Raw genomic sequence first — 17,645 nt, forward strand, 5'->3', positions numbered from 1 at the left:
ACACTCCATGAACGCTCCCGCACAAATCCAAGCTTTACTGGCAGAAACGCCGAATGGTCCCGCAGCAAGCCGCCTGCGCGAAATCCCGTATAACTACACGTCGTTTTCCGATCGCGAGATCGTCATACGCCTGTTGGGGGAGGACTCCTGGCGCCTGCTCGACGAGTTGCGCGGCGCCCGCCAGACGGGCCGTTCGGCCCGCATGCTGTACGAGGTGCTGGGCGATATCTGGGTCGTGCGCCGCAATCCCTACCTGCAGGACGACTTGCTCGACAATCCGAAGCGCCGCCAGGGCTTGATCGATGCCTTGCATCACCGCCTGGCCGAAGTCGACAAGCGCCGCCTGTCCATCGATGCGGCCGGCGGCGACGCGCTGGCGGCCGGCGAAGCGCCAGAAGTGGCCAAGGCGCGCAGCGCCAACGTGGAGCTGCTGCTGAAAGCGGCCAGCAAGGCCGTGGCCGACTTTGGCGACGAATTCCGCAAGACCTACGACTTGCGCAAGCGCACGGTCAAGGTGCTGGGCCGCTACACGGAAAAACACAATGTGCGCTTCGACGGCATGACGCGCGTGTCGCACGTGACGGACGCCACCGACTGGCGCGTGGAATACCCGTTCGTCGTGCTCACGCCCGACACGGAAGAGGAAATGGCCGGCCTCGTCAAAGGCTGCATCGAGCTGGGGCTGACCATCATCCCGCGCGGCGGCGGCACCGGCTACACGGGCGGCGCGATTCCCCTGACGCCGATGTCGGCCGTCATCAACACGGAAAAACTCATCACCCTGGGTGCCGTGGAAATGACGGTCTTGCCGGGCCTCACGCACGAATACGCGACGATCAATTCGGGCGCGGGCGTGATCACGAATAAAGTGTCGGAAGCGGCCGAGAAGGCCGGTTTCGTGTTTGCCGTCGATCCGACGTCCGCCCATGCTTCGTGCATCGGCGGCAACGTCGCCATGAATGCGGGCGGCAAGAAGGCCGTGCTGTGGGGCACTGCGCTGGACAACCTGGCTTCGTGGCGCATGGTCGACCCGAACGGCGACTGGCTCGACGTCACGCGTCTCGACCATAACCTGGGCAAGATCCACGATATCGCCTTGGCACGCTTCCAGCTGGAATGGCGTCACCCGAGCACGCGCGACGCGACAAAACCGAACGCGCCGTTCAAGACGGAAATTTTGGAAATTCCTGGCCGCAAGTTCCGCAAGGAAGGCCTGGGCAAGGACGTGACCGATAAATTCCTCGCCGGCTTGCCGGGTATCCAGAAAGAAGGCTGCGACGGCCTGATCACGTCGGCGCGCTGGATTTTGCACAAGATGCCGAAGTTCGCCCGCACCGTCTGCCTGGAATTCTTTGGCCAGGCGCGCGACGCGATCCCGTCGATCGTGGAAATCAAGGATTACCTGGACGGCTTGCCGGCCAAGGGCGAGCAATACACGAGCATCCGCCTGGCGGGCCTGGAGCATCTGGACGAGCGCTACCTGCGCGCCGTCGGCTACGCCACGAAGTCGAAGCGGGGCGTGCTGCCGAAGATGGCCCTGTTTGGCGACATTGTCGGCGACGATGAAAATGCCGTCGCGCAAGCGGCGTCGGAAGTCGTGCGCATCGCCAACACCCGCGTGGGCGAAGGTTTTGTCGCCGTCAGCCCGGAAGCGCGCAAAAAGTTCTGGTTAGATCGTGCCCGCACGGCGGCGATCGCCAAGCACACGAATGCGTTCAAGATCAATGAAGACGTGGTGATTCCCCTGAACCGCATGGGCGAATACACGGATGGCATCGAGCGCATCAATATCGAGCTGTCGATCAAGAACAAGCTGCAACTGGCCGACGCCCTGAGCGAATTCTTTGGCAAGGGTAATTTGCCAGTAGGCAAGAGCGATGATGCGTCCGACGACCGTGTCGACGATGCGGAAATGCTGGGCGACCGTGCCGAGCAGGCGCAGCAGTTGCTGGCGCAAGTCACGGCGCGCTGGACCTATCTGCTGGCCCAGCTCGATCGTCCGCTGGCGGACGTGAAGGGCGAATTGGCCGAACTGGGCCTGGAGCGCTTGCTGCCCGTCTTCGATGCACGCCTGGAAACGCAGCCGGCCGCCACCCTGTTCGACGTGGTGCAGGACCGCACCGTGCGCATCACGTGGAAGCAGGAAATCCGCGCCCAGCTGCGCCAGATCTTCAATGGCGCCGCCTTCAAGCTGATCCTCGACGAAGCGACCGCGATTCACGCGCGCATCCTGCGTAGCCGCGTGTTCGTCGCGCTGCACATGCACGCGGGCGACGGCAACGTGCACACGAACTTGCCCGTCAACTCGGACAATTACGAAATGCTGCAAGACGCCCACGAAGCCGTGGGCCGCATCATGATTTTGGCCCGCTCGCTGAACGGCGTCATTTCCGGCGAGCACGGTATCGGCATTACCAAGCTGGAATTTTTGACGGAAGAAGAGATTGGCGACTTCCGCAGTTACAAGCAGCGCATCGATCCGGAAGGCCGTTTCAACAAGGGCAAACTGCTGAACCTGCCAGGCATGGGTGCCGACTTGCGCAATGCCTACACGCCGTCGTTCGGCCTGATGGGCCATGAATCCTTGATCATGCAGCAAAGCGATATCGGCGCCATCGCGGACAGCGTCAAGGATTGCTTGCGTTGCGGCAAGTGCAAACCCGTGTGCTCGACCCACGTGCCGCGTGCCAACTTGCTGTATTCGCCACGCGACAAGATCTTGGCGACCTCGTCCCTGATCGAAGCCTTCCTGTACGAAGAACAGACGCGCCGCGGTATCTCCATCAAGCATTGGGAAGAGTTCGAGGACGTGGCTGACCACTGCACGGTCTGCCATAAATGCGTGACGCCTTGCCCAGTGAACATCGATTTCGGCGACGTGTCGATGAACATGCGCAACTTGCTGCGCAAGATGGACAAGAAGAGCTTCAATCCGGGCACCAAGGCCACGATGATGTTCCTCAACGCCACCGATCCCGTGACCATCAACGCCACGCGCCAGGTCATGATCGGCTGGGGTTACAAGGCGCAGCGCCTGGGTCACGACTTGCTGAAGAAATTTGCCAAGAAGCAGACCAAGGCGCCGCCGCCATCGACGGGCAAGCCGCCCGTCAAGGCGCAGGTGATCCACTTCATCAACAAGAAAATGCCGGGCAACCTGCCGAAGAAATCGGCGCGCGCGCTGCTCGACATCGAAGACGACAAGGTCATCCCGATCATCCGCAATCCGAAGACGACGACGGCCGATACGGAAGCCGTGTTCTACTTCCCCGGTTGCGGTTCGGAACGTTTGTTCTCGCAAGTGGGCCTGGCCACGCAAGCGATGCTGTGGGAAGTGGGCGTGCAGACGGTCTTGCCGCCGGGCTACCTGTGCTGCGGTTATCCGCAACGCGGTGCTGGCGAGTTCGACAAGGCCGAGAAGATGATGACGGACAACCGCGTCCTGTTCCATCGGATGGCCAACACGCTCAATTACCTGGACATCAAGACGGTGCTCGTCTCGTGCGGCACCTGTTACGACCAGCTGGCAACGTACCAGTTCGAGAAGATTTTCCCCGGCTGCCGCATCATGGATATCCATGAGTATCTGCTGGAAAAACAGGTGAAGCTGGAAGGCGTCAACGGCACGCGCTATATGTACCACGAGCCATGCCACAATCCGATGAAGCTGCAGGAATCGGGCAAGACCATCAATTCCCTGATCAGCACGGTAGACAACGTGAAGATCGAGAAGAATGACCGTTGCTGCGGTGAATCGGGTTCGCTGGCCGTCACGCGTCCCGACATTTCCACGCAAGTGCGTTTCCGCAAGGAAGACGAGATGGTCAAGGGCGCCGACAAGCTGCGCGGCGACGGTTTCACGGGTGACGTGAAAATCCTCACCAGCTGCCCATCGTGCCTGCAAGGCCTCTCGCGCTACAATGACGATTCGGGCACGACGGCCGACTACATCGTCGTCGAGATCGCGAAACACTTGCTGGGAGAGAACTGGATGCCGGATTACGTGAAACGCGCCAATGACGGCGGCATTGAACGGGTGCTGGTGTAATGTCCACGAATTGCGATCTGTGTCAGTTGCTGGACGGCTACGCCAACAAGCAGGGTCTGGAGACCTTGCTGTGGCGCAGCGAGCGCCTGTCCGTCGTGGCCGTCGATGACGCCGCCTATCCCGGCTTTTGCCGCGTGATCTGGAACAAGCACGTCAAGGAAATGACGGATTTGACGCCGGGCGAGCGCAACTACGTCATGGAAGTCGTGTGGCAAGTCGAGCTGGCCGTGCGTGAAGTGATGCAGCCGGAAAAGGTCAACGTGGCCAGTTTCGGCAACATGACGCCGCACGTGCACTGGCACGTGATTCCCCGCTACCTCGACGACGCGCATTTCCCGAACCCCAGCTGGGCCGTGGTCCAGCGCGAGACGGCGCCCGAGGTGCTGGCCGCGCGCCGCGCCCTGCTGCCGGCTCTGCGCGACGCCATCATTCAACGTTTATCCGCATAAAGTATCGTCATGACTGAAAAAGCAGCAACACCGCAACCGACCGGCTTGACCGTGCACAACCAGTCGCGCGTGCTCGACGTGGCTTTCGACGATGGCAGCGAATTTGCGCTGCCGTTCGAATACCTGCGCGTGTACTCGCCGTCGGCCGAAGTGCAGGGCCATGGCAAGGGCCAGGAAACCTTGCAACTGGGCAAACGTCTGGTCGGCATCACGGGCATCGAGCCGGTCGGCAACTACGCCGTGCAGCCCACCTTCAGCGATGGCCACAATTCCGGCCTCTACACCTGGGCCTATCTGTACAAGCTGGGCGCCGAGCAAGCGACTCTGTGGCAGGATTACCTGGACCGCCTGGCGGCAGCCGGCTACCCGGGCGACAGCGGCCGCGACGCCAAGGCGGACATGACGGTCAAGCAGTCGTCCGGCGGCCATGTGCACGGACCGAGCTGCGGGCATAAGCATTAAGCTGAAAAAATAATGCGGTAAGCTTGTCGGATTGCCGCATATCCATTCGTCGTATGAATGCCCGCGCTTGCGGGCATTTTTCTTTTGGAGAAGAGACTATGGAATACCTGATCCTGATCTATGCCGACGAGGCGCGCTATGCCGCCATGGAAGACGGGCAGATGGCCAGCCTGATGGCCGACTTTGCCAGCTATACGCAGGCGCTGGAGGCGGCCGGCGTGTTGCGCGGCGGGGCCGAGCTGGCGCCCGTGGCCAGCGCCACCAGCGTGCGGGTGCGCAATGGCAAGCCCGTCATCACGGATGGGCCGTTCGCGGAAACCAAGGAGCAGTTGGGCGGCTACTATCTGCTAGCCTGCGCCAACCTGGACGAGGCGCTGGCTTGGGCCGGGCGTTGCCCGGTGGCCTCCTTGGGCACCATCGAAGTGCGGCCCGTGACGGCTTGACGATGGCCGGCGACGCCATTGCGGCCGTCGAGCACGTCTTTCGCCAGGAAAGGGGCAGGGTGCTGGCCGGCCTGATGCGGCGTTTCGGCGACCTGGGCCTGGCGGAAGATGTGTTACAGGAAGCGTGCCGCAAGGCGCTGGAACTGTGGCCGCGCACGGGCATCCCCGATAATCCCGTCGCCTGGCTCAGTTCCGTGGCGCGCAATGCGGGCCTCGATCACGTGCGCCGGGCGGGCAAGAGCGTCGGCGAGGCCGAGGCCGTGTTCTCCGGCCTGCCTGCTCCCGTGATTGAAGAAGCGCAGGCCATCGTGGACGATCGCCTGCGCCTGCTGTTCATCTACTGCCATCCCGCGCTGGCGCCCGAGGCGCAGGTGGCGCTGGCCCTGCGCACCCTGTGTGGCCTGTCTACGGGCGAGATCGCGCGCGCTTTCGGCGTGGCGGAAACGGCCCTGTCGCAGCGGCTGTTGCGCGCCAGGCGCAAGATCGCCGAAGCGCGCATCCCCTTCGAGTTGCCACCGGAGCAAGACTGGCCGCAACGGCTGGCGCAAGTGCTGCACGTGATTTACCTGGTGTTCAGCGAAGGCTATTGCGCCAGCGGCGGCGAGACCCTGCTGCGCGCCGACTTGTGCGCGGAAGCGCTGCGCCTGGGGCGGTTGCTGGACAGCCTGCAGCCGGGTCAGCCGGAAGTGCAGGGGCTATTGGCCCTGATGTTGCTGCAGGCGTCGCGCGGCCCGGCCCGTTTGTCGCCCGAGGGGCATTTGCTGACCCTGGAAGAGCAGGACCGCGGCCTGTGGCAGGGCGACCTGATTGCCGAGGGACTGGCCGTGCTGGAGCTGGCCTTGCCGGCGCGCGCGCCAGGGCCATATCAGCTGCAGGCAGCGATTGCCGCCTTGCACGCCAAAGCGCCCGTGGCCGGGCAGACGGACTGGCGCCAGATCAGCGCCCTGTACGGCGCCTTGTTGCGTCACAAGCCGGAACCGTTGATTTTGCTCAACGCCGTCATCGCCTGCGCCATGGCGCATGGGGCCGCACACGGCCTGGCGTGGCTCGATCGCCTGGAAGCCGTGCCCAGCCTGGCGCAATCGCATTATCTGCATGCGGCCCGGGCCGACTTGCTGCGCCGCCAGGGCGACCGGCAGGGGGCGCTGGCCGCGTATGCCCAGGCGGCCATGCTGGCTTCGAATGCAGTGGAAAGGCAATACCTTCTCCGGCGTCACGGGGAAATGCGCCTGCCGCTTGTATAATGCTCCCAAGTTCAAACAGACTGCCTACCATGACCAATACGACCCATTTCGGATACAAAACAGTTGCAGAAGACGACAAAGTGCGCGAAGTCGCCAAGGTGTTCCATTCCGTCGCTGCCAAATACGATGTGATGAACGACTTGATGTCGGGCGGGCTGCACCGTCTGTGGAAGACGTTCACCATTGCCAACGCGGGCGTGCGCCCCGGTTTCAAGGTGCTCGACATCGCCGGCGGCACGGGCGACCTGTCGAAGGCGTTTGCCAAGCAGGCGGGTCCTACCGGCGAAGTCTGGCTGACCGATATCAATGAATCGATGTTGCGCGTGGGCCGCGACCGCCTCTTGAATCGCGGCTTGCTCACCCCCACCATGTTGTGTGACGCGGAAAAACTGCCATTCCCCGACAATTATTTTGACCGTGTCAGCGTGGCCTTTGGCCTGCGCAACATGACGCACAAGGATGTGGCGCTGGCGGAAATGCGCCGCGTGCTGAAACCGGGCGGCAAGCTGCTGGTGCTGGAGTTTTCCAAGGTGGCCGCTCCCCTGCAAAAGCCGTACGACCTGTATTCGTTCTCGGTCTTGCCATGGTTCGGACAGAAAATCGCGGGCGACGCGGAAAGCTACCGCTACCTGGCTGAATCGATCCGCATGCATCCGGACCAGGAAACCCTGAAGACCATGATGGAAACGGCGGGCCTGGAACGCGTGCAGTACTACAATTTGACGGCAGGCATTGCCGCTTTGCACACCGGTATCAAGATGTAATGCATCAACGTTGGTGTTTTTAGGAGATGGAATGAAATTGAAGAAATTTATGGTCGGCATGATGCTGGCCGCGACCACGGTATCCATGCTGGGCGAGGCGCTGGCCCGTCCCATGGGCGGTGGCCGTTCGTTTGGCCGCCAGTCGCAAAACGTGGGCCGCCAGGCTCCCGCACCGGCCCCAGCGCCGGCGCCGGCCGCCGCGCCACGCCAGGCGCAACCTGCGCCGGCTCCCGCGCCGGCCCCTGCCGCCAAGGCACCGAGCCGCTGGAAGGGTTTATTGGGCGGAGCACTGCTGGGCCTGGGCCTGGGCGCCTTGCTGTCGCATTTCGGCCTGGGCGGCGCCCTGGCCAGCATGATCAGCACCCTGCTGATGGTGGCCTTGCTGGCCGGCGTGGCTTTCTTTATCTACCGCATGGTACGTGGCAAGCGCGACAGCAATACCGTCGGCAATGCGCCGTTCGCCGGTTTCGGCAACCAGCCTGCGCCGGCGGGCAACGTGCCTGACATCGGTTCGGCCATCCCGCCACTGCCGCCGCTGCAGCCCGTTTCGTCCGGCGTAGGCCTGGACAAGCCGGCCCCGGCTGCCGCGCCATGGGGCGTGCCAAGCGACTTCGACAAGGATGCCTTCCTGCGCCACGCGAAAAGCAATTTTATCCGCCTGCAAGCGGCCTGGGACAAGGCCGACGTCAACGATATCCGCGAATTCACGTCGCCGGAAGTGTATGCGGAACTGCGCATGCAAATCCAGGAACGGGGCGCGCAGCCGGACTTTACCGATGTCGTCACCATCGATGCCGAACTGCTGGGTATCGAGACGAGCGTCAACGATTACCTGGCCAGCGTGAAGTTCACGGGCCTGATCCGTTCGGCGCCGGGCGCTGCGGCGGAACCGTTCGCGGAAGTGTGGAATATGTCGAAACCCGTCAGCGGCAATAGCGGCTGGGTATTGGCGGGCATCCAGCAATTGAATTAATTGCAAAAACTTGCTGAATATTGGCTTAAGTCCATGCGGAATGCATGATGCTTGACAGATATTTCCTGCTGAACTGGTAAGATCGAAACCGCCCGCGTTGTCATACGGGCGGTTTTTTCTTTTTGGGGGCGCGAAGCGCGCAACATGATGGCACCACTTTCCGATCTTTCTATGATGACGCCCGTCATCGCGACACTCAACCACCTGCTGGCGCAGGAGCCGTGGGCGCGCCAGCAGCTGGCCGTGCATGCGGGCAAGCTGGCCTGCATCGACACGGGTGCCGTGGCCTTGCGCCTGCGCGTCGACAGCGCCGGCATGCTGGAAACGGCGCCGGCCGACATGCCGGCCAGCGTCACCATCCGCGTGAAATTGTCCGACGTGCCGCTGATCCTGCAAAACCGCGAGCGGGCGTTTTCCTACGTCAAGATTGAAGGCGATGCCGAGTTTGCCAATGCGATTTCGCAATTGAGCAAGGGCTTGCGCTGGGAAGCGGAGCACGACCTGGAAAAGGTCGTCGGCCCCATGCTGGCCACGCGCCTCGTTGCCGGTGCGAAGGATGCGGCCGCCTTTGTGCGCACGGGCCAGCAAAAGCTGGCGGAAAACGTGGCCGAATATTTTCTCGACGAACAGCCCATGCTGATCCGTCCTTCTACCCTGCAAGAGTATTCCGCTGGCGTGACGCGCGTGCGCGATGACGTCGAACGCCTGGCCAAGCGCCTTGCCCGGCTGGAAAAGGCGGCCGCCGCCGTCCAGCCGCAGTCCTCCTCACCGGATTTGTCTACATGATATTGAAATTCCTGCGCCTGTTTAAAATCATCCGTGTTTCCATCAAGTACGGTTTGGATGAGATAGCGATTTCTGGTCTGCAAGTTCCCCGCACCGCCAAATTGATCGACACCCTGATTTTCTGGCGCGACCTGTCGTCGCCACGGGGCTTGCGCCTGCGCCTGGCGCTGGAAGAGCTGGGCCCGATCTTCGTCAAGTTCGGCCAGGTGCTGTCGACCCGGCGCGACCTGATGCCGCCCGACATCGCCGAAGAACTGGCGCGCCTGCAAGACCGGGTGCCGCCTTTCGATTCCGACCTGGCCATCGCGCAAATCACCCGGTCGCTCGGCGCCCACCCGGACCAGTTGTTTGCCCGCTTCGAGCGCGAACCGGTGGCGTCCGCTTCAATTGCCCAGGTGCACTTTGCCACCTTGAAGGATGGCAAGGAGGTGGCCGTGAAGGTCTTGCGCCCCGGCATGAAAAAGCTGATCGACGAAGACGTGGCCCTGATGCACATCGCCGCCGGCTGGATCAGCCGCCTGTGGGCCGACAGCAAGCGCTTGAAACCGAAGGAAGTGGTGGGCGAGTTCGACAAATACCTGCACGACGAGCTGGACCTGATGCGCGAGGCGGCCAATGCCAGCCAGCTGCGCCGCAACTTCGCCAACTCGAACTTGCTGCTGGTGCCGGAAATGCACTGGGATTACTGTTCCAGCAGCGTCATCGTGATGGAACGCATGTATGGGATTCCCGTGTCGCAGACCGAGCGCCTGGTGGCGGCCGGCGTGGATTTGCGCAAACTGTCCAGCGATGGCGTGGAAATTTTCTTCACGCAAGTGTTCCGCGATGGCTTTTTCCATGCGGACATGCACCCGGGCAATATTCTCGTGTCCATCGCCCCCGAGTCGTTCGGCCGCTACATCGCGCTCGACTTCGGCATCGTCGGCACGTTGAACGACTATGACAAGGATTATTTGTCGCAAAACTTCCTCGCCTTCTTCCGCCGCGACTACAAACGCGTGGCCGAGGCGCACATCGAATCGGGCTGGGCGCCGAAGGACACGCGCGTCGATGAGCTGGAAGCGGCCGTGCGCGCCTGCTGCGAGCCGATCTTCGACCGTCCGCTCAAAGATATCTCGTTCGGCCAGGTGCTGCTGCGCCTGTTCCAGACCTCGCGCCGCTTCAACGTGGAAGTGCAGCCGCAACTGGTGCTGCTGCAAAAGACCCTGCTCAATATCGAAGGCCTGGGCCGCCAGCTGGATCCGGAACTGGACCTGTGGCAAACGGCCAAGCCCTATCTGGAAAAATGGATGAGCAACCAGGTGGGCCCGCAAGGTTTCATGGAGCGTTTGCGCGCCGAGGCGCCCCGCTATGCGCACATCTTCCCGCAACTGCCGCGCTTGCTGCACCAGGCCTTGACCGTGCATGGCGAGCCGCGTGAAAACGATGTGGAACTGATGAAAACCTTGCTGGCGGAACAACGCCAGACGAACCGCCTGCTGAGCTTTATCGTGTACTTCGTGGGCGCCTTCGCCCTCGGCGCGCTGGGCTTGCAAGTGTTCATGCGCTGGCATCAACTGCCGTTTTAAAGGCTGAGGACGTAAGTGATGGCTGACTTTCACACCCGCGACCCCCTCTCGCCCGCCTTCTGGGACGAGCGTTTCGAAAAGCAATTCACGCCCTGGGACCACGGCGGCGTGCCGTCGCGCCTGCGCAGCTTCGTTGCCAGCAGTCCGGCGCCGCTGCGCTGCCTGATTCCCGGCTGCGGCTCGGCCTATGAGCTGGTCTTCATGCTCGATCACGGCTGGGATGCGACGGCCATCGACTTTTCGCCGGCTGCCGTGGCCGCCGCGCGCGCCGTGGTCGGCGAACGGGCAGGGCAGGTGGTGGAAGCGGATTTCTTTGCCTGGGAACCTGTCGCGCCGCTGGACCTGATCTATGAACGTGCTTTCCTGTGCGCCATGCCGCGCGCCATGTGGCCGCAGGTGGCGGCCCGCTGGGCGCAGTTGCTGGCGCCGGGCGCCATGCTGGCAGGCTACTTTTTCTTTGATGACAATGCCAAGGGACCGCCGTTTGGCATTTCGCGTGAGAAACTGCAGGAATTGCTGGCGCCGCATTTCGACTGTCTTGCCGATGAAGCCGTCGACGATTCCATCGCCGTCTTCGCGGGCAAGGAGCGCTGGATGAGCTGGCGCCGCCGGGCGGACTGAGGCTGGCAAGGAAAGCGGCGGGGCATTTTCCGCTGGGAATGGCGGAAAAGCTTTATAATTCAGGGTTTTTGATGATTTTCTCGGAGTAGAGATGCCGATTTACGCTTACCGTTGTGACGAGTGTGGTTTTGCCAAGGATGTCTTGCAAAAGATCTCCGATCCAGTACTGACGGTGTGCCTGTCGTGCGGCAAGCCCAGTTTCAAGAAACAATTGACGGCCGCCGGTTTCCAATTGAAAGGCACCGGCTGGTACGCGACTGATTTCCGCGGCGGCACGGCGCCCACCACGGCCATTCCGACGGGCCCGGCCGATAATGCCAAACCCGCCCCGGCCGCCGACAGCGCGCCTGCCGCCGCCCCGGCACCCGCCCCGGCTGCCGCTGCGCCAAAAGCGGACTGAGCGCACGCCGCGCCGATACGATCCCTTACCGAGAAACTGATGCGTAAATATTTTATTACCGGATTACTGATTTTGGTGCCTCTGGCCATTACGGCCTGGGTCCTGAATTTGGTCATCAGCACGATGGACCAGTCGCTGCTGCTGGTGCCCGGCAGTACGCAGCCCAGCGTCTGGTTCGGCCACAAGGTTCCCGCGCTGAGCACCATTCCCGGCCTGGGCACGGTATTGACGGTGCTGATCGTGTTCTTCACGGGCTTGCTGACGAATAACCTGGTCGGCAATTACGTGGTGAAACTGTGGGAAAAATTGCTGCAACGCATACCCATCGTCAATTCCCTGTATTCGAGCGTCAAGCAAGTGTCCGATACCCTGTTTTCCCCGTCGGGCAATGCCTTCCGCAAGGCCGTGCTGGTGCCGTATCCGCACCAGAACTCCTGGACCATCGCTTTCCTGACGGGCGTGCCGGGCGGCGATGCGGCGAACCACCTGGTGGGCGACTTTGTCAGCGTGTACGTGCCGACGACGCCGAACCCGACATCGGGCTTTTTCCTGATGATGAAGCGCAGCGACGTTGTCGAACTCGACATGAGCGTCGATGCGGCGCTCAAATATATCGTCTCGATGGGCGTGGTGGCGCCTGCGGAAGTTGTTGCTGTACCGGCCCCGGCAGCCAAAGAATAAAGGCAGGCGTCCCACGTGGGACGTGGCCGGATTGAACACTCACTAACCTGAACTGAGAATTTTATGTCTATGCGTACTGAATACTGCGGCCTCGTTACCGAAGCCATGCTGGGACAAACCGTCAGCCTGTGCGGCTGGGTACATCGCCGCCGCGACCACGGCAGCCTGATTTTCATCGACTTGCGCGACCGTGAAGGCCTGGTGCAAATCGTCTGCAACCCGGAACAAGCGGAAATGTTCAAGGTCGCCGAAGCCGTGCGCAATGAATTCTGCCTGCGCGTGACGGGTGTCGTGACCAACCGTATCGAAGGCACGATCAACAACAACCTGAAGTCCGGCAAGATCGAAGTGGTCTGCTCGGAGCTGGAAGTGCTGAACCCTTCCGTGCCCGTGCCGTTCCAGCTGGACGACGACAACCTGTCGGAAACGACGCGCCTGACGCACCGCGTGCTGGACCTGCGCCGCCCGCAAATGCAGAACAACCTGCGCCTGCGCTACAAGGTGACGATGGAAGTGCGCAAGTACCTCGACGCGCTGGGCTTCATCGACATCGAAACGCCGATGCTGACCAAGTCCACGCCAGAAGGCGCGCGCGATTACCTGGTGCCGTCGCGTGTCAACGCGGGCAGCTTCTTCGCCTTGCCGCAATCGCCACAGTTGTTCAAGCAACTGTTGATGGTCGCCAACTTCGACCGTTACTACCAGATCACCAAGTGCTTCCGCGACGAAGACTTGCGCGCCGACCGCCAGCCTGAATTCACGCAGATCGACTGCGAAACCTCGTTCCTGACGGAACAGGAAATCCGCGACCTGTTCGAAGACATGATACGCGTCGTCTTCAAGAACACCCTGGACATCGACCTGCCGAACCCGTTCCCGGTGATGGATTTCGCCGAAGCGATGGGCTTGTACGGTTCCGACAAGCCGGACATGCGCGTCAAGCTGGCCTTCACGGATTTGACCGAAGTCATGAAGTCGGTCGAATTCAAGGTCTTCAACGGCGCCGCCAACATGAAAGGCGGCCGCGTGGTTGCCCTGCGCGTACCGCAAGGCGGCAGCATGCCCCGTTCGGAAATCGACGCCTACACCCAGTTCGTCGCCATCTACGGCGCCAAGGGCCTCGCTTACATCAAGGTCAACGAGAAAGCCAAGGGTCCTGAAGGCTTGCAGTCGCCGATCGTCAAGTTCCTGCCTGCCGACGTGCTGGCCACGATCCTCGAGCAGACGGGCGCGCAAGACGGCGACCTGATCTTCTTCGGCGCGGACAAGGCCAAGGTCGTCAACGACGCCATCGGCGCGCTGCGCGTGAAAATCGGTCACAGCGAATTCGGCAAGAAAGCCGGCCTGTTCGAAGACGTGTGGAAGCCATTGTGGGTGGTCGACTTCCCGATGTTCGAGCACGACGAAGAAGCGGACCGCTGGACGGCAACCCACCATCCATTCACGGCGCCGAAAGACGGCCATGAAGACATGCTGGAAAGCGATCCGGGCGCCTGCATCGCCAAGGCCTACGACATGGTCTTGAACGGCTGGGAACTGGGTGGCGGTTCGATCCGTATCCACCGCGAAGAAGTGCAGTCGAAAGTGTTCCGCGCGCTGAAGATCGACGCCGAAGAAGCGCAGCTGAAGTTCGGCTTCCTGCTCGACGCCCTGCAATACGGCGCGCCACCGCATGGCGGCCTGGCATTCGGCCTGGACCGTATCGTGACCATGATGACGGGTTCCGAATCGATCCGCGACGTGATCGCCTTCCCGAAAACCCAGCGTGCGCAAGACTTGCTGACCCATGCGCCGTCGGAAGTGGACGAGAAGCAATTGCGTGAACTGCACATCCGTTTGCGCAGCGCCGAGCCAAAAGTAGTGTAATGAAGCATGCGGCTGCCCCGGCGGCCGCTGTTTGATCCACTATGCAAAAAAAAGGCGCTGTCGTGGCGCCTTTTTCATTGTTGATATGACTCATAAAATCCCTGTTTCCGTGCTGGTCGTCATTCATACGGCTGACCTTGACGTCTTGCTGATCGAACGCGCGGGCCAGCCCGGTTTCTGGCAATCGGTGACGGGTTCCGTCGATGCCGTCGAAGAACCGCTGCTGCAGACGGCCGCGCGCGAATTGTGCGAGGAAACCGGCATCGTTGCCGATGGACGCGACATCGTGCTGCGCGACTGGAACTTGTCGAACGTGTACGAGATCTACCCGATCTGGCGCCACCGCTATGCGCCCGGGGTGACGCGCAACACGGAACACGTGTTCAGCGTGCAAGTGCCGCGCGACATCGTCATCACCCTGAGCCCGCGCGAACATCTGCAATACGCGTGGCTGCCTTACTTGGAGGCGGCTGACCGCTGTTTCTCGTCGTCCAACGCGGAAGCGATTCTGCAATTGCCGGCCATGACGGGCCTGGCGCGTCCCACCTGATAGAAAGCATTCCATGTTGAACTGGTTACATTTGACTGCGCAGCAAAAACTGCTGGGCACCCTGGGCATCGTTTTTTGCCTGTGCTTTATCTTCCTGCTGTTCAGCTCCACCGTGCCCGGCCGCACACCGCCGATCGGCATGCCGCTGATGGCGATCGGCTGGCTGCTGCACCCGGGCGCCTTTGCCAAGGGCAAGCGCACCGTGGCCTGGCGCGGCGCACCGTTGCTGGTCAAGATCGTCTGGGCGGCCGGCATCACGGCGCTGATCGTCAGCGTGACGGCGGGCGTGGGACGCATGCTGGCCTGATTGTGTTCGTGATTGTGTCCGTTTAGGTGCGCTCGCGCACCTACGCTGGCGCCGCGCGGGGCCCGTCTGGGAGTAGAATCAATGCATGAAAATCCGCGTAGCAACTTATAATATTCACAAGGGTGTCTCCTCCGTGCGAGGCTTGCCCCGCGTGCATGCTTTAAAACAGGCGATTGCCCTGTTTCATGCCGATGTCGTCTTTTTGCAGGAAGTGCAAGGCAAGCACGACCGCAATGCGGCCCGCTATGGCGCCGAGAACAACGGCCACAAGCATTGGCCGGAAGCGTCGCAGCACGAGTTCTTTGCCGGCGCCGAGCACCATTCCGCGTATGGCATGAATGCCGTGTACGACCATGGCCACCATGGCAATGCCTTGCTCAGCAAATTCCCCATCGCCTCGCAAACCAACCACGACGTGTCCGACCACGCTTATGAACAGCGCGGCATCCTGCATTGCGTGCTCAAGACGCCGCAGACCGACGTGCACTGTTATGTCGTCCACCTGGGTCTGTTCGAATCGGGGCGGGGGCGGCAGACGCAGGCGCTGATCGATGCCGTCATGGAATCGGCGCCGAATGGCGAACCGGTCATCATCGCGGGCGACTTCAACGACTGGCGCAACACGCTCAGCGACAAGCTGCGCAATGCGCTGGGCGTGGTGGAAGTATTCGACCAGCGCGCGTCGAACTCGGCCTTGGGCGACCTGGTGCGTACCCTGGCGCGGCGCCAGAGCAAGACCCCCACGCCCGTGCCGGCGCGCACCTTTCCCGCCGCCTTGCCATGGTTCCGCCTGGACCGCATCTATGTGCGCGGTTTCCACGTGGAAGGCGCGCAAGTGATGCATGGCACCCTGTGGGCAAAATTGTCGGACCATGCGCCGATAGTTGCTGCTTTGAAACTCGCGTAGACTGCCGGCATGCGCACAGTCAATTTCATCGCCCACAACGACATCCAGCTGCTGTATTGCGGCACCGATTACTTTCCCGCGCTGATAGCCGCCATCGACGGCGCGCGCTCGGAAGTCTATTTCGAAACGTATATCTTTGCCGACGACGCCACGGGCACCCTGGTGCTCGACGCCCTGAAGCGTGCCGCCGCGCGCGGCGTGCTCGTGTGCATGATCACGGACTGGTTCGGCACGGGCAACCGCCGGGTCAATGCCATGCATGCGGAGCTGGAAGCGGCCGGCGTGCACCACCGCATCTTCAATCCGTGGTTCCGGCGCGGCATCACGCGCACGCACCGCAAGATTTGCGTGGCTGATGGCGAGATCGCCCTGGTGGGCGGCATCAATATCAACGACGACATGTTTTGCGATTACGACCACAACATCAGCCTGGAAGCGCCGCGCTGGGATTTTGCCGTGCAGGTGAAGGGCCCGCTGGTCGATGCCATCCATGAAGAAGTGCAGGCGCAGTGGGCGCGTTTGGGCAAGATGAATCTGGTGCGGCGTATCAAGCTGTACCGCAAGATGCGCGTCGTCAGCAAGGAGTTGGCGAAGAACCCCGTCGTGGCCGGCTTTGTCGTGCGCGACAATCTGCGCAACCGCCGCACCATCCAGCGCGCCTACCTGCAGGCGCTGGGTCAGGCGCGCAAAAGCGTGATGCTGGCCAACCCGTATTTCGCGCCCGGGCACAAGCTGCGCCGCGCGCTGGCGCAGGCGGCCCAGCGGGGCGTCGACGTGGTGCTGCTGATCGGCGTGGGCGAGTTCCGCATGCAAGACGCCGTGGCGCACTCGTTTTATCCGAAACTGCTGGCCGCCGGCGTGAAAATCGTCGAATACCGCAAGACGCAGCTGCACGCCAAGGTGGCCGTCGTCGACGACGACTGGGCGACGGTCGGTTCCAGCAATATTGACGCGCTGAGCCTGTTCCTGAATCAGGAAGCGAACGTCGTGATCAAGGATGTGGCCTTCGCGCAAAGCCTGCGCCAGCATATCGAGCAGGGCGTGGCCGACGGCATCGTCATCCACCAGGACGATTTCAAGCACATCGGCCGTTTCCGCCGCCTCGGCTACGAAGCCGCCTTCCTCGCGTACCGGCTGGTGATGCGCATTTTTTCAGTAGGCAAGTACGCATGAATGAGATGACCACGGTAAGGCTGGACAAATGGCTGTGGGCGGCGCGCTTCTTCAAGACGCGCTCGCTGGCCAGCGAAGCCGTCGACACGGGTAAGGTCAAGGTGGGCGGCGAGCGCGTGAAACCGGCGCGCAGCGTGCGCGTGGGCGACGAGCTGGCCATCGACAATGGCGCGGAGACGTGGGAAGTGGCCGTGCTGGGCCTGTCCGACAAGCGCGGCGCCGCGCCCGTGGCGCGCTTGCTGTATGGGGAAACGCCGGCCAGCATCGCCCGCCGCGAGCAGCTGGCCGAGGAACGCAAGCTGTTCCGCGAGCCGGGCACCACCATCAAGGGGCGACCGACCAAGCGCGACCGCCGTCAACTGAACAAGGCAGGCGGCCTCGACTGAGGCCATGCGGCAGGGGC

At 62.2% G+C, this 17,645-nt stretch carries 18 protein-coding genes; all 18 read left to right on the forward strand.

Annotated features, from left to right (window positions below):
- Positions 1 to 7: 7 nt before the first annotated feature.
- The 18 genes from BLU39_RS25160 (at position 8) to BLU39_RS25245 (ending at position 17,628) form a co-directional block, all read left to right on the forward strand.
- Positions 8 to 4,048 carry a DUF3683 domain-containing protein gene (locus tag BLU39_RS25160; protein ID WP_092718396.1) on the forward strand — a complete coding sequence of 1,347 codons (4,041 nt, stop codon included), beginning with the start codon at positions 8 to 10 and terminating at the stop codon, positions 4,046 to 4,048.
- Entirely contained in the window at positions 4,048 to 4,497 is a 450-nt protein-coding gene (locus BLU39_RS25165) for an HIT family protein (RefSeq protein WP_092718398.1), read from the forward strand. The genes BLU39_RS25160 and BLU39_RS25165 overlap by 1 nt, the downstream gene beginning before the upstream one ends.
- Positions 4,498 to 4,506: 9 nt before the next feature.
- On the forward strand, positions 4,507 to 4,959 hold the full coding sequence (locus tag BLU39_RS25170; RefSeq protein WP_092718401.1) for a gamma-butyrobetaine hydroxylase family protein: 453 nt from the start codon (positions 4,507 to 4,509) through the stop codon (positions 4,957 to 4,959).
- A gap of 98 nt (positions 4,960 to 5,057) precedes the next feature.
- The gene (locus BLU39_RS25175) at positions 5,058 to 5,402 is read left to right on the forward strand and encodes a YciI family protein (protein ID WP_092718403.1); all 345 of its coding nucleotides are present in this window, start codon (positions 5,058 to 5,060) and stop codon (positions 5,400 to 5,402) included.
- A gap of 2 nt (positions 5,403 to 5,404) precedes the next feature.
- On the forward strand, positions 5,405 to 6,646 hold the full coding sequence (locus tag BLU39_RS25180; protein ID WP_092718406.1) for an RNA polymerase sigma factor: 1,242 nt from the start codon (positions 5,405 to 5,407) through the stop codon (positions 6,644 to 6,646).
- A gap of 29 nt (positions 6,647 to 6,675) precedes the next feature.
- Positions 6,676 to 7,410, forward strand: coding sequence for a bifunctional demethylmenaquinone methyltransferase/2-methoxy-6-polyprenyl-1,4-benzoquinol methylase UbiE (gene ubiE, locus BLU39_RS25185; protein ID WP_034778407.1), 735 nt, complete (start codon positions 6,676 to 6,678; stop codon positions 7,408 to 7,410).
- 31 nt (positions 7,411 to 7,441) lie between these two features.
- Entirely contained in the window at positions 7,442 to 8,383 is a 942-nt protein-coding gene (locus BLU39_RS25190; RefSeq protein WP_092718408.1) for a Tim44 domain-containing protein, read from the forward strand.
- A 147-nt stretch (positions 8,384 to 8,530) separates the two neighbouring features.
- Positions 8,531 to 9,169, forward strand: coding sequence for a ubiquinone biosynthesis accessory factor UbiJ (locus BLU39_RS25195; protein ID WP_232731399.1), 639 nt, complete (start codon positions 8,531 to 8,533; stop codon positions 9,167 to 9,169).
- Positions 9,166 to 10,737 carry a ubiquinone biosynthesis regulatory protein kinase UbiB gene (gene ubiB / locus BLU39_RS25200; RefSeq protein WP_092718411.1) on the forward strand — a complete coding sequence of 524 codons (1,572 nt, stop codon included), beginning with the start codon at positions 9,166 to 9,168 and terminating at the stop codon, positions 10,735 to 10,737. Before BLU39_RS25195 ends, ubiB begins: the two co-directional genes overlap by 4 nt.
- Positions 10,738 to 10,755: 18 nt before the next feature.
- Positions 10,756 to 11,358: a methyltransferase gene (locus BLU39_RS25205; protein ID WP_092718413.1), complete on the forward strand. Its 603-nt coding sequence runs from the start codon at positions 10,756 to 10,758 to the stop codon at positions 11,356 to 11,358.
- A gap of 91 nt (positions 11,359 to 11,449) precedes the next feature.
- Positions 11,450 to 11,758: an FmdB family zinc ribbon protein gene (locus tag BLU39_RS25210; RefSeq protein WP_092718415.1), complete on the forward strand. Its 309-nt coding sequence runs from the start codon at positions 11,450 to 11,452 to the stop codon at positions 11,756 to 11,758.
- Between the two features lie 39 nt (positions 11,759 to 11,797).
- On the forward strand, positions 11,798 to 12,439 hold the full coding sequence (locus BLU39_RS25215) for a DUF502 domain-containing protein (RefSeq protein ID WP_034753372.1): 642 nt from the start codon (positions 11,798 to 11,800) through the stop codon (positions 12,437 to 12,439).
- A 69-nt stretch (positions 12,440 to 12,508) separates the two neighbouring features.
- Positions 12,509 to 14,305 carry an aspartate--tRNA ligase gene (gene aspS / locus BLU39_RS25220; protein WP_035824170.1) on the forward strand — a complete coding sequence of 599 codons (1,797 nt, stop codon included), beginning with the start codon at positions 12,509 to 12,511 and terminating at the stop codon, positions 14,303 to 14,305.
- An 85-nt stretch (positions 14,306 to 14,390) separates the two neighbouring features.
- Entirely contained in the window at positions 14,391 to 14,855 is a 465-nt protein-coding gene (gene nudB, locus BLU39_RS25225; RefSeq protein ID WP_092718417.1) for a dihydroneopterin triphosphate diphosphatase, read from the forward strand.
- Positions 14,856 to 14,868: 13 nt separating this feature from the next.
- Positions 14,869 to 15,162 (forward strand): hypothetical protein, encoded by a 294-nt coding sequence (locus tag BLU39_RS25230; RefSeq protein WP_046682130.1) that lies wholly within the window; start codon positions 14,869 to 14,871, stop codon positions 15,160 to 15,162.
- A gap of 85 nt (positions 15,163 to 15,247) precedes the next feature.
- Positions 15,248 to 16,069 (forward strand): endonuclease/exonuclease/phosphatase family protein, encoded by an 822-nt coding sequence (locus tag BLU39_RS25235; protein ID WP_092718418.1) that lies wholly within the window; start codon positions 15,248 to 15,250, stop codon positions 16,067 to 16,069.
- A 9-nt stretch (positions 16,070 to 16,078) separates the two neighbouring features.
- Complete coding sequence (clsB, locus tag BLU39_RS25240; RefSeq protein WP_092718420.1) at positions 16,079 to 17,242, forward strand: cardiolipin synthase ClsB; 1,164 nt, start codon at positions 16,079 to 16,081, stop codon at positions 17,240 to 17,242.
- Positions 17,239 to 17,628, forward strand: a complete 390-nt coding sequence (locus tag BLU39_RS25245; protein ID WP_070305356.1) for an RNA-binding S4 domain-containing protein — start codon at positions 17,239 to 17,241, stop codon at positions 17,626 to 17,628. Before clsB ends, BLU39_RS25245 begins: the two co-directional genes overlap by 4 nt.
- Positions 17,629 to 17,645: the final 17 nt, after the last annotated feature.

The organism is Janthinobacterium sp. OK676 (genome assembly GCF_900103595.1).
In the GTDB taxonomy this organism is placed as follows: Bacteria; Pseudomonadota; Gammaproteobacteria; order Burkholderiales; family Burkholderiaceae_D; genus Janthinobacterium.

What these genes read in the sequence shown, in the direction of transcription:
- aspS (WP_035824170.1), top strand. Translation starts at nt 12,509, where the DNA reads ATGCGTACTGAATACTGCGGCCTCGTTACCGAAGCCATGCTGGGACAA.
- BLU39_RS25195 (WP_232731399.1), top strand. Translation starts at nt 8,531, where the DNA reads ATGGCACCACTTTCCGATCTTTCTATGATGACGCCCGTCATCGCGACA.
- BLU39_RS25160 (WP_092718396.1), top strand. Translation starts at nt 8, where the DNA reads ATGAACGCTCCCGCACAAATCCAAGCTTTACTGGCAGAAACGCCGAAT.
- BLU39_RS25205 (WP_092718413.1), top strand. Translation starts at nt 10,756, where the DNA reads ATGGCTGACTTTCACACCCGCGACCCCCTCTCGCCCGCCTTCTGGGAC.
- BLU39_RS25180 (WP_092718406.1), top strand. Translation starts at nt 5,405, where the DNA reads ATGGCCGGCGACGCCATTGCGGCCGTCGAGCACGTCTTTCGCCAGGAA.
- ubiB (WP_092718411.1), top strand. Translation starts at nt 9,166, where the DNA reads ATGATATTGAAATTCCTGCGCCTGTTTAAAATCATCCGTGTTTCCATC.
- ubiE (WP_034778407.1), top strand. Translation starts at nt 6,676, where the DNA reads ATGACCAATACGACCCATTTCGGATACAAAACAGTTGCAGAAGACGAC.
- BLU39_RS25170 (WP_092718401.1), top strand. Translation starts at nt 4,507, where the DNA reads ATGACTGAAAAAGCAGCAACACCGCAACCGACCGGCTTGACCGTGCAC.
- BLU39_RS25235 (WP_092718418.1), top strand. Translation starts at nt 15,248, where the DNA reads ATGAAAATCCGCGTAGCAACTTATAATATTCACAAGGGTGTCTCCTCC.
- BLU39_RS25165 (WP_092718398.1), top strand. Translation starts at nt 4,048, where the DNA reads ATGTCCACGAATTGCGATCTGTGTCAGTTGCTGGACGGCTACGCCAAC.
- BLU39_RS25230 (WP_046682130.1), top strand. Translation starts at nt 14,869, where the DNA reads ATGTTGAACTGGTTACATTTGACTGCGCAGCAAAAACTGCTGGGCACC.
- BLU39_RS25245 (WP_070305356.1), top strand. Translation starts at nt 17,239, where the DNA reads ATGAATGAGATGACCACGGTAAGGCTGGACAAATGGCTGTGGGCGGCG.
- clsB (WP_092718420.1), top strand. Translation starts at nt 16,079, where the DNA reads ATGCGCACAGTCAATTTCATCGCCCACAACGACATCCAGCTGCTGTAT.
- BLU39_RS25215 (WP_034753372.1), top strand. Translation starts at nt 11,798, where the DNA reads ATGCGTAAATATTTTATTACCGGATTACTGATTTTGGTGCCTCTGGCC.
- BLU39_RS25175 (WP_092718403.1), top strand. Translation starts at nt 5,058, where the DNA reads ATGGAATACCTGATCCTGATCTATGCCGACGAGGCGCGCTATGCCGCC.
- nudB (WP_092718417.1), top strand. Translation starts at nt 14,391, where the DNA reads ATGACTCATAAAATCCCTGTTTCCGTGCTGGTCGTCATTCATACGGCT.
- BLU39_RS25210 (WP_092718415.1), top strand. Translation starts at nt 11,450, where the DNA reads ATGCCGATTTACGCTTACCGTTGTGACGAGTGTGGTTTTGCCAAGGAT.
- BLU39_RS25190 (WP_092718408.1), top strand. Translation starts at nt 7,442, where the DNA reads ATGAAATTGAAGAAATTTATGGTCGGCATGATGCTGGCCGCGACCACG.